Below are 10,242 nucleotides of genomic sequence, written 5' to 3'. Positions count from 1 at the left end.
AAGACGGCGGATTACTATCAAGCACGCCGAAAGGGCCGCTGAAAAAGCATCGTCAAGGCTCGTCTTCGAGCCATCTAGCGAGGATCGGCTGAAAAATTAGCGCTATTTCCGCACCTTGCTAAGTGAGATTCGTCTCATCCTGATCGCCGCGCTATAATGGAATGATTGCTCGCGTTGCGAGATAGAGCAACGACCGCCGCCGACAATACGCAAAGAGGCAAAGTCCGACCTGTCCCGAGCGCCTCATCCATCCCGGCTCTTTTCCTTCGCGTGCTATGAGCCGGTCGGCCGGTCTCTGCGGGTCTCCACCCTCAGCGAGCCTACCGGGAGCGGGCCTAACAATTCTTCCTCTGGCTTGGTAAGGTCAATCCACGCCTTCCAACCTAGCGGATGAAGAACGACGACCTGGCGATTGTGAACAGGCTCTACATCCGGCCCCGACTCCGTTGTCAACATCGTGAACGCCGCAGGCTGGCCTTTGCGGCTGGGCCGCCAGATCGCGGCGATCGCCATCATGGGCGCGCTCACGAGCGCAAAACGGTGTTTGGCCTTCGAGTATTTCCTCCCCGTATACGCAAAGAACGCGCTGGCCGGAATCAGACACCGATGGCTGTCGCCGAAGTGCTTCCGCTCCGATCGAAGGTTGAACACGGGACCGCGCGTTCGGGTTGGGGGAAACCCGAACTTCATCTGCGTCAGCTCCACGATATTATCGCCGGCAGCACGGATGACCGGGGCCATCTCGCCGATCTTGATGTCGTTGGCAGCCGGCATATCCAGTTCCGATTGGTGGGTGGGGATGCCAAGCGCGAGATCCTGCATCACCTTGCAGTATTGGGTGTAGCTGATGTGTTGTTCGTACTCGGTACACATGGGACAAGCCTACTGCTCGGGAATCGTTCCAGAAGACCGCTATGAGAGCGGGCCGTCGACTGCGCTGATGCTTAAGCGGCAAGCTCGGATACTGTTGGCCGCACCTCTAGCGCGAGCGGTAATCGGATGCGTCTTGCAATAGGTTAACTCCAGGGTCCGCAGTCATCAACCCATATGTCGGCTGCCTCCCGAACCGGCCTTACCTGCCGCACCTCATCGGTTATTTAGAGATGACTTATGGCTGAGGTCTTGCTGTTCCACCATGCTCAAGCAAGGGCTGACCCCTGGTGTGTGCGCGTCCGCCGGTGTCTTGCGGGCCGGCGGTCACATCGTGCACACGCCGGACCTGTTCGACGGACGGACGTTCCAGAGTATCGACGAGGGTCTCGCCTACATCGGTAGAATCGGATTCGACGAAATGCGGGAGCGCGGAGTCCGCGTCGCCAACGAACTTCCCCCTGAGCTCGTCTACGCGGGGTTCTCCTTCGGTGTGCTACCGGCGCAGAAGCTTGCACAGACACGTCCCGGAGCCCGCGGAGCCCTGCTCTTCAAATCTTGCCTGCCGATCACTGGCGAATGGGCCTTCGTTCCCTGGCCTGACGGCGTTGCGACGCTAATCCACGGTATGGACAATGGGGCGACATCGACGCCGCCCGCGAGATTGTGGAGAAGGTCGAGAACGCAGCACCTACTTCGCCGACAGCTCGCTCCCGTCGTACGACGCGGATGCGACCGCGTTACTAACCATCCGAGTGGTTGAGTTCCTGAATCGCGTCTGAATCATGCTGGAGATTGCGGAGACCCTGCTCGCCTCCGTGTATCCGTTCGGACGTCCGGCGCGGCTCTTTGGGTCGCCCTTTCCTCGCTCAACGCCGAGGTCAGCGGGCAAAAACCGCAGCGCCTGCTCGCTTCCAGCTGCGATGCTCTGAACGTCCTGGGGACGACCGGCGAAGAGACTTCCCTGTCGGTGAAAACCCGGCGCTCGCTGATGGAGGTCGCCGCCTCAGAGCTTCCCAGTGACGGGCTTATGGTGGGGATCGGCGCGGCGGCGCCATCGGATGTCGTCGAGCTAGCGTCGGCTGCCGCAGAGTCCGGCTACGCCGCAGCGCTGGTTCTCGGCACCCCATCCCTCGCCTGAACCATGCAGGACAGTCAGCGAATATGGCAAAAAGGGCTGTCACGGTGATTGCCAACCAAGCAGGAAGACGCAGGAGTATAGGGACAGGAAGACAAAATACACATCGGTGCATTTGGAGAACGGTTTTGCGGCATTGCAATAGTCAACAATGCGTCGCAATATAGCTACTACATATCTCTGCAGTTAGGTTCCGTGCGATGAGGATTTGCATCTATAAGTCGGAAAAAGCACCTGACCTCACCCTCCTGCTGCGAGAAGGATTGCCGCTCCCGCTCGATACCAAGATCGACAAGTGGACCAAAATCAAGGTAGTCACTGATGGGGAAATGAGAGCAGACCTTTTGATTGAGATTGGTGGCACCGGATATGCGGTAGTTCGGCTTGGCGCGCCTAGACAACATTAGGCGGTAACACCCGCCTTGCTGCCGCGTTGTCACCAAGCAACAGTTGCCTCGCGGGGCTTTCTCTCCTGAAAACGCGCATATCTGGCACTCACGAGCTGATCAGCGGCCAAACGTTCGCTTTGGATTCCAATAGCGGTCACCGCATATTGTTGACGTGATAGCGCCCAGACGCTGCAACACTACTGTCCAGCACACACCACTTCGTCCCGAAGTGGGCTCCCTCATTGAGAAACGTCAGGAACGCTTTGACATTCGGATTGGCGCGGAGGCTGCCCTGGAGGCCGATCGCCTGGAACGCAGGCGAAACCCGCTTGCAGAAAATCGCGACCGAAGACGGGTCGTGAGCGGACCACGCGCCAACAAGATCGTTCGCAAGAAGAAATACTGAGAGTTTTTCGCGTTTGCGACAGTGCTCATCGGCGTTAGCCCGATCCACCGCTTTGGTGAATTGGCTGGCCTGCGGTCACCACGTCAGGCTCTAGGGTTGCGATAGCGGTCAAGAAGAACCTGCAAACAGCCGGTCCCACTTGAAAAGGTTACTTCTTTGAACAACCGCGACATGAGGCGCGGTCGCAATCCTTGCCTCTCATCGATGAGGAGAAATGACATCCTCTTTATCTCGATCGTGATCACGCCTGCAGCGTCATGCCGACGATAATTCCCCGAATCGATCGCATGGAATCCGTTTTCCACCGCCCATGCGGCTATCATATCCGCGTTCATCAAGGTCCTGCTTTTGGAGATGCGGACGTCCTTCCCTAGTTGTCCCACTCGTGCAAATTGCTTTGCGTTGCTAGGGTTACCGTAACTGAAACGCCCAAATCCAGCCAAATCCGTCGAAGGTTACAGTTCCGGCTTTGGTGTTGCTAGAAAGACTCGCAGCAATCGGTATGGCTCCGCCGTACCCCACGTTGATTTGCTCTTGAACGGAGTCGAACCGGCGACAGGCTGATCAAAATTGCCTGTTTGATTTGCTCCAGATTGAAAGGCGGCTTCTACCCGTCACCACGAACACGTTCCGGTTCGAGCCGGATCCGACGCGATCAAAGCGGCGGCGAGCCCTGTGGTCGCAGGCGCCCTTTTCGCTGCACCCTACCGCATTTGGCCTTTGGTCATCTGCGCGGCACATCACCTACGACATGCTGATGTTGCTGCAATTTCGACACTACAAGCCACCCGAGGAAAACTGACCAAGCAATATTCCAAGCGGGCAACCCAAAAGGCTTCGGCCGCTGCGATGTTCCACCGTGGAGGCCAGCCTCATTCGCCACAATCAAAGGCTCCTAACAGTCTGTCGCGGCGCGGCGTCAGACTACGACGAGGCCCTTGCCAGGGTCAATCAAGGCCTCTTCCGCAATTTTGGTGCAGGTTGTGATAGTCCCCCCTGTCGAACCAATATTGCTGCTGGCCTGCGTCCACGCTCGGGCCAGCACCTTCCTTTTCAGGAGGCTGTATCCGGAACGTCCGTACATCTGACGCTTGATCATCTTGGGTCGATTGATTTTCCCCTCGACCGGGCTGGTGCTCTAGGGCTCCGTGTGGCTTTCACTGCCTCAAGACCACGTTCGATCCCCGCAGCAAATGACGCCAGTTACTTTATGGGCTTGTTCGCAACCGGCGTGAATCCGCTACCTGCACCAAAGTTGTTGAGAACCCAAACAAAGTGAGTTTCGAGTTAATGGGTGTGGCTTGTCCATTCACAGCCGCGCACCGGTGACCTTGTCAAAAAGATGAATCCTGTCGAAAACAGGGGTGATCTGTAGCTGGTCCCCCGGCTGTACCCGTATACGGTCGCGCGAAAGCATCACGACATCCAGCGAACCGACTTTGGTGATCAGCAGAGTTTCAGGTCCCGTCGGTTCCACGATCCTCACCGAGGCGAGAACAGATCCGGTGCCAATCAAAACATCTTCCGGCCGCAACCCATAGACGACCGATTTCCCTACGAGCTCGTGACGGCTTTCGGGCAGGGGAAGATCGACCTTGTCGTCAGTCCTTAGCACAGGGCGGCCATCTACGAGCTTCACAGTTCCGGGGAAGAGATTCATTGCCGGCGAACCGATAAAGGTCGCGACAAAGACATTCGCCGGCCGGTCGTAGAGATCAAGCGGCGCACCCATCTGCTCTATCCGACCGTTCTGCATCACGACGATCTGGTCCGCCATTGTCATCGCCTCGATCTGATCATGTGTTACATAGATCGTCGTGGTGCGGAGCCTCTGGTGCAACTCCTTGATCTCGCTTCGCATCTGCACGCGAAGTTTAGCATCTAGATTGGAAAGCGGTTCATCGAACAGAAAGACCTTCGGATCGCGCACGATCGCCCGACCCATGGCGACCCGTTGGCGCTGTCCGCCGGAAAGCTGGCGCGGATAGCGCTCCAGCAGCGCATCCAGGCCGAGAATGTTCGAGGCACGATTGACGGCGGTATCAATCAACGGCTTGGCCGTGCGCTTGAGGCGCAGGGAGAAGCTCATATTCTCCGTCACCGTCATATGCGGATAGAGCGCGTAGTTCTGAAAAACCATGGCGATGTCGCGATCCCTAGAGGCGACATCATTGACCACCTGGCCGCCGACGCGGATTTCCCCCTCCGTTATGCTTTCGAGACCGGCAATCATCCGAAGCAAAGTCGATTTTCCGCAGCCGGACGGACCGACGAGTACGACGAACTGACCATCGGCAATATCGATATCGACGCCGCGAACGACCTCCGTATTTTCGAAGATCTTCTGGACGTTGGAAATTTCAACGCGAGCCATTGCGCACTAACCTCACTTCTATTGTTTCAGTCCGGAGCCCGCGACGCTCTTGATGAAGTATCGCTGCATGAAGGCGTAGACGAGAACGATGGGCGCGAGCGCCATGGTCGCTGCCGTCATCAGCATTGGGATGTCGGTGCCGTAGCGGTCGTCCTGCAGCAGCGCGAGGCCCAGCGACATGGTGCGCATGTTCTCGCCATTGGTGATGACCAGCGGCCAGAGAAGGTTGTCCCATTCGCCGAGGAACCGCAGGATCGCCAGCGAGACCAAGGCCGGGACATGCATCGGCACGATGATCTGGAACAGGATGCGCAGTTCGCCGGCGCCATCCATGCGCGCGGCATCGATCAGTTCGTCCGGCGTTCCTGAAAAAGCCTGGCGCATCAGAAAGATACCGAAGCTGCTGATGGCCGCCGGGATGATCAGCCCGGCATAGGAATCTAGCCAACCTAAATTGCGTACCAGAATATACTGCGGAACTAGGATGACGATAAAGGGAACCATCATCGTCGCCATGATGATCCCGAAGACGAGATCCCGTCCGGGAAAGCGGTATTTCGCGAGCGCGTAGCCGCAGAGCGTCGAAAAAAACAGGTCGAGAAGCGTCACCGACGTCGCAACAATGACGCTGTTCATGAAATAACGAAAGAAATTGATACGATCGAGAACGTGCTGGATATTTTCCTTCAGCAGAGGATGTGGGGGTATCCACCAGAGCGGCTTGTCGAAGACATCCTCATGCGACTTGAGCGCCGTGATCACCATCCACACCAGCGGGGTGACGATGAGACCGCAAGCGACGATCAGGATCAGATGTATGATCCAGTTGCCGCGATCGAGATGGGATCGCTTCGCCGGTCGCCGGACACGCGTCGCGGCAGCGCTGTTTTCGAGGGGAGTATCGCTCATGCCTGCGGCCTTAGAACACGGAATTGAATGATCGTCAGGACGAGGAGTGCCGCAAACATCACGACGGCCATGGCCGAGGCGTAGCCCATGCGATTGAAACCGAAGGCGACATCATAGATCAGATAGGGCAGCACCTTGGTCGCATTGGCCGGGCCACCGCTCGTCAGTGAGTAAAACAGGCTGAAGGCCTGCGACGCGCGGATGATGGAGATGACCGATACGAACAGGATGAAGGGCTTCAGCAGCGGCAGGGTGATATTGCGGAAGATCGCCCAATTCCCCGCCCCGTCCATGCGGGCCGCCTCGTAATAGGAAGAGGGAATTGCCTGCAAGCCGGCCAGGAAAATGACCATGTAGTAGCCGATATTCTTCCAAACGCTAACGATAAGGATCGCCGGCATGGCGAGATTGCGGTTGTTCAGCCATTGAACGCCACCAATGCCGAAGGGCTCGGTAAACATCAGATAAAGACCTGAAGTCGGCGCATAGACCACGCGCCAGATCATCGCGACCGCCACCATCGTCAGCACGGCGGGCGCAAAGATGATCGCCTGATAGAGACCGCGCGCCTTGATCTTGCGGTCGAGAAGCAGCGCGAGGCCAAGTGAAATCGGCAGCTCGAAAATGATCAAGACGAAGGTGTAATAGATAGTCACCATGGCCGAATTCAGGAACGACCGGTCCGAGAAAAGCCTGACATAGTTGCCCAGCCCGATGAATTTCGGCGGACTGATCAGATCCCACGATGTCAGGCTGACATAGAAAGCGTTGCAGACGGGATAGATGACGAAGACCGCGAAAAACAAGACGGAGGGCAGGACCATGAGCCAAGCCGTCCCCGCATAGGGATATTCCTTGCGCAATCGCGAACGAAGCTCACGGGGCGATAGGCTGCGTCGCTGCTTCTTCGTTGTGGACACCGGTTCACCCATGGGTCGCCCCCTATATTCCTTGGCCATGCTGTACGAAAAAATGCGGCACAGGCATGTCAGCTCTGGAGCAGATTATCGATGTCGCTTGCCAGATCCGGCACCACCGCATCCGGTTTGTCGCCATTGGCTGAGATGCGGTCGTAGGCCTGGGCGACGGCGGTTGCGAGCTCATTGAAGCGATGGGTACGCGGCAGGGGAACGCCGATTTCGAGATCGTCGAAGAAGACGCTGCCATAACCTAAAGCTTTGACCGCATCCGTCGTCCGGAATCCTTTCCACGGCAGGACGTAATGTGCCTTGCTGAACCAGATATCCCGGCTTTCGGGACGCTGCGTCATGTAGGCGACGAACTGCCACGACTCCTTTTGAACCTGTGATTTGGCGCTGACCATATATACCCAGGGGTTCAGGCGGGTCGCCGGCTTGTCGCCCTTGAACTGCGGCAGGCGGGCAACGCCATAGATACCGTCCTTGTAGGTGACTTTCGGAAACTTGGCCTCGACGGACGGTGCGAGCCAGAGACCGGAATTCATCATTGCCACGCGGCCGGAGCCGAAGTCGTCAACCGGATCGATGGTCGGCGCAAGACCGAGCGCGCTGATGCGATTGTCGCCGTGGAACGTGTCGTAGAGATATTGGAAAGCGGCCATGCCGGCGTCATTGCTGAAGCCGTTGCCGTCACCTGCTGCATTCAGGAAATCGACGCCCTTCTGCGGAAGCAGAGTGCCCCAATAGTAGAAATGCGAGGAGATGCTGCGTGCCATCCAGCCCCAGCCGGCGCGGGTCACGGTGCCGTTGCTATCGGTCTTGGTGAGTTTCCTGCCCATTTCCATGACCTCATCCCAAGTCTGCGGCGGCTTTTCGGGATCAAGGCCGGCTTCCTTGAAGAAGTCCTTGCGGTAGTACATGGAGATGGAGGCAAGATCCATCGGCACCGCGTAGAGAACGCCGTCGACGATGAAGCCGTCGAGCACACCGGGCTCGAAAGCATCGACCAATTCCTGCTGCGTCTTGAAGCCGAAGGCGGTGTAATCCACCGGCGCGACCAGCTTGCGATAGACATAGTTCGTCACATTGTTGTCGCCGACGGAGACAAGGTCAGGGCCGCCTTCGCCGCCACCGGCCCATGCCGTCAGGATTTTCAACTCGTTCTGGTTGGTCTCGAAATCCTCGTGGATGACCTGGATGCCGGTTTCCTTCAGGAAGCCGGGGACCATGATCTTGTTCACGATTTCCACACGTGTCTGATAGTTGTGACCCCAGTAGGTAAGTCCCTTGCCAGATTGCGCGAAGGTCGAGCGCAGGCCCTGCGAATAGAGCGCCACGGCGGCCGTGGATGCACCCATGGTCTTGATCACAGAACGACGTGAAATTTTCATGCTTCTGTTCCCTTTATCTTTATTTGGTCAAGTCCGGTTTATCTGCCGACGGCGTAGCTCATCCGGCGCGGATCGGCAGCACCGTACAGCACCGCAGATCGGTGATGGCGCTCGACCGCGCAAATGCCGCCGGCCAGCGATGCCCGCAACGGCCAAGCCTCGACACGGTGCCCCCGGCTGCGCAAATCCGCGCCAATGGCATGTTCGAGCCCTTCTTCGACCCGCACCATCTTTGGCTCCATGAAATGCGGATCCTCGGTTGTCGGCACGCCGTAGCTTGCCCATCGCGGATGTTCGCAGGCGGCCTGCAAGTTCATGCCGCGATCGATATGATTGACGAGGAATTGCAGCATGGCCTGCGTCTGTACCTCGCCGCCGGGCGTGCCAAAGACCATCAATCCATCGTCGCTCAGCATCAGGCCCGGGTTTGGCGTCAGGCGCGGCCTCTTGCCGGGCGCCACGCAATTGGCATCCTGAGGATCGAGCGATGCCTGCAGTCCCCGATCGGAGATGCCGAAACCAAGCTCCGGCACGATCGGCGTCACCAGCATGGTGCTGTCGCTCGGCGTCGCCGCGAAGGCGTTGCCATCGGCATCGACGACGCAGACGAAGGTGGTGTCCGGACTGGCCGATCCCTGAACCGGATCGTGGGGAACATCGTTCGCCCGGGATGGCGCGATCAGCCCGGCCAGTCTTTGGGCGTGCTCCTCGGACAACAGACGCTCGATCGGAACATCGACGAAGCGCGGATCGCCGTAATGTCGGTTGCGGTCACCCAGGGCCAGCTTGACGATCTCGATCAGCGTGTGGGCAAGGTCGGCCTCGTTGAGTGCGGCCAGATCAAAACGCGCGCCGAGGTTCAGCATCTGCAGCACCGCCGGCCCCTGCGACCACGGCCCGCAAGCGTAGAACCGCCGGCCGCGATACGAGGTGGAAACGGGCGGTTCTTCCCGGGCGACGAAAGCGGCCATGTCCGAGGCGCGAACGAAGCCGCCGACCTGGCGCGAAAAGCGATCGACCGCCTGGGCAATATCGCCTTTGTAGAAGCAGTCGCGAGCGGCCCGTATGCCGTCTTCGCGGCTGCCGCCCGCTGATCTCTCGGCCGCGACAAGACGCTTCAGCGTATCGGCCAAGCCGGACTGGCGGATCACGTCGCCTTCGACCGGCAGATGGCCTTCCGGCATGTAGATTGCCCGGTTGTCGGGAAAGTCCGCCCAGGCGGCTTGCGAGATCGAAACATTGTAGCAGAGGAAATAATGCGCCGGAAAACCGTTCTCAGCGAGATCGATCGCCGGGGCGAGCGCCTCGGCGGCAGACAGCGTGCCGTAGCGTTCAAGCCCCGTCAGCCAGGAGCCGACCGCCGCCGGCACGACCCAGCGCTGTGGACTGACTGGAATGCGACCATTGCCGGCCTTGCTCACGGCGTCGAGCGTTGCAAGCTCCGGCCATTGGCCAATGCCGGCGATCGTCGTCACTTTCTTCCGCTCAGTGGAGTAAAGCATGATCGGAGCGACGCCGCCCAGATTGGCCATGTCCGGATGCACGACATTCAGCGCGAAACCGGCGGCAACGCCGGCATCGATGGCATTTCCTCCAGCCTCGAGAATATTGAAGCCGGCCAGCGCCGCAAGCGGATGACCCGCCGAAACCATGTGGCGGTTTCCGAGCAGCAATGGGCGCGAAGTCCTTGCATCGGCCAGATTCATCCAAATTCCCTTGCGTTTAGAAATGGGATGATGCGAAAAGCACGAAAATTGTCGCGCCGACTTTTTTAATCCATTAATTGGATTTAATCATGTCACGGTCGGAATGCAACAAGAATCTGACGAAGTGTCGCCGAAGGAG

Annotated in this window: 8 protein-coding genes and 4 pseudogenes; 4 read left to right on the top strand and 8 right to left on the bottom strand. The window is 58.4% G+C overall.

The window, feature by feature from the left end; genetic code table 11:
• Window positions 1-273 precede the first annotated feature (273 nt).
• A complete protein-coding gene (locus tag EV561_RS32900) occupies window positions 274-873 on the bottom strand; it encodes an SOS response-associated peptidase family protein (RefSeq protein WP_132528095.1) in 600 nt (199 codons plus the stop codon).
• A 237-nt stretch (window positions 874-1,110) separates the two neighbouring features.
• On the opposite strand from EV561_RS32900, the pseudogene EV561_RS32895 reads away from it, so the two are divergent.
• The 3 genes and pseudogenes from EV561_RS32895 to EV561_RS38175 form a co-directional block, all read left to right on the top strand.
• Window positions 1,111-1,652: pseudogene (locus tag EV561_RS32895) on the top strand (dienelactone hydrolase).
• Window positions 1,649-2,011 (top strand): dihydrodipicolinate synthase family protein, encoded by a 363-nt coding sequence (locus EV561_RS32890; protein ID WP_348633766.1) that lies wholly within the window; start codon window positions 1,649-1,651, stop codon window positions 2,009-2,011. The pseudogene EV561_RS32895 and the gene EV561_RS32890 overlap by 4 nt, the downstream one beginning before the upstream one ends.
• Window positions 2,012-2,686: 675 nt before the next feature.
• Window positions 2,687-2,803: pseudogene (locus tag EV561_RS38175) on the top strand (GTPase RsgA); the annotation flags it as partial.
• An 83-nt stretch (window positions 2,804-2,886) separates the two neighbouring features.
• Here EV561_RS38175 and EV561_RS32880 read toward each other — a convergent pair.
• Window positions 2,887-3,138, bottom strand: coding sequence for a hypothetical protein (locus EV561_RS32880; protein ID WP_132528093.1), 252 nt, complete (start codon window positions 3,136-3,138; stop codon window positions 2,887-2,889).
• 316 nt (window positions 3,139-3,454) lie between these two features.
• Between EV561_RS32880 and EV561_RS38170 the strand changes: the two are divergent.
• A pseudogene (locus tag EV561_RS38170) lies at window positions 3,455-3,605 on the top strand (MFS transporter); the annotation flags it as partial.
• Between the two features lie 228 nt (window positions 3,606-3,833).
• On the opposite strand, the pseudogene EV561_RS38165 reads toward EV561_RS38170, so the two are convergent.
• From EV561_RS38165 to EV561_RS32850, 6 genes and pseudogenes are all read right to left on the bottom strand, one after another.
• Window positions 3,834-3,997: pseudogene (locus EV561_RS38165) on the bottom strand (ISL3 family transposase); the annotation flags it as partial.
• Window positions 3,998-4,112: 115 nt separating this feature from the next.
• Window positions 4,113-5,177, bottom strand: a complete 1,065-nt coding sequence (ugpC, locus tag EV561_RS32870; RefSeq protein WP_132528092.1) for a sn-glycerol-3-phosphate ABC transporter ATP-binding protein UgpC — start codon at window positions 5,175-5,177, stop codon at window positions 4,113-4,115.
• Between the two features lie 18 nt (window positions 5,178-5,195).
• Entirely contained in the window at window positions 5,196-6,086 is an 891-nt protein-coding gene (locus EV561_RS32865) for a carbohydrate ABC transporter permease (RefSeq protein ID WP_132528091.1), read from the bottom strand.
• Window positions 6,083-7,018: a sugar ABC transporter permease gene (locus EV561_RS32860; protein ID WP_165928008.1), complete on the bottom strand. Its 936-nt coding sequence runs from the start codon at window positions 7,016-7,018 to the stop codon at window positions 6,083-6,085. Before EV561_RS32860 ends, EV561_RS32865 begins: the two co-directional genes overlap by 4 nt.
• Before the next feature lie 56 nt (window positions 7,019-7,074).
• Complete coding sequence (locus tag EV561_RS32855) at window positions 7,075-8,397, bottom strand: extracellular solute-binding protein (protein WP_132528089.1); 1,323 nt, start codon at window positions 8,395-8,397, stop codon at window positions 7,075-7,077.
• Between the two features lie 38 nt (window positions 8,398-8,435).
• Window positions 8,436-10,103, bottom strand: coding sequence for a gamma-glutamyltransferase family protein (locus EV561_RS32850; RefSeq protein ID WP_132528088.1), 1,668 nt, complete (start codon window positions 10,101-10,103; stop codon window positions 8,436-8,438).
• Window positions 10,104-10,242: the final 139 nt, after the last annotated feature.

This window comes from Rhizobium sp. BK376 (assembly GCF_004341625.1).
Classification (GTDB): domain Bacteria; phylum Pseudomonadota; class Alphaproteobacteria; order Rhizobiales; family Rhizobiaceae; genus Rhizobium.
Note: the sequence above shows the minus strand (reverse complement) of the source record. Positions and strands in the feature narration are given on the sequence as shown.

Bases quoted from the DNA above. Each gene is read 5' to 3' on its own strand.
- EV561_RS32900 (WP_132528095.1), bottom strand. From the start codon at position 873: ATGTGTACCGAGTACGAACAACACATCAGCTACACCCAATACTGCAAG.
- EV561_RS32880 (WP_132528093.1), bottom strand. From the start codon at position 3,138: ATGAACGCGGATATGATAGCCGCATGGGCGGTGGAAAACGGATTCCAT.
- ugpC (WP_132528092.1), bottom strand. From the start codon at position 5,177: ATGGCTCGCGTTGAAATTTCCAACGTCCAGAAGATCTTCGAAAATACG.
- EV561_RS32865 (WP_132528091.1), bottom strand. From the start codon at position 6,086: ATGAGCGATACTCCCCTCGAAAACAGCGCTGCCGCGACGCGTGTCCGG.
- EV561_RS32860 (WP_165928008.1), bottom strand. From the start codon at position 7,018: ATGGGTGAACCGGTGTCCACAACGAAGAAGCAGCGACGCAGCCTATCG.
- EV561_RS32855 (WP_132528089.1), bottom strand. From the start codon at position 8,397: ATGAAAATTTCACGTCGTTCTGTGATCAAGACCATGGGTGCATCCACG.
- EV561_RS32850 (WP_132528088.1), bottom strand. From the start codon at position 10,103: ATGAATCTGGCCGATGCAAGGACTTCGCGCCCATTGCTGCTCGGAAAC.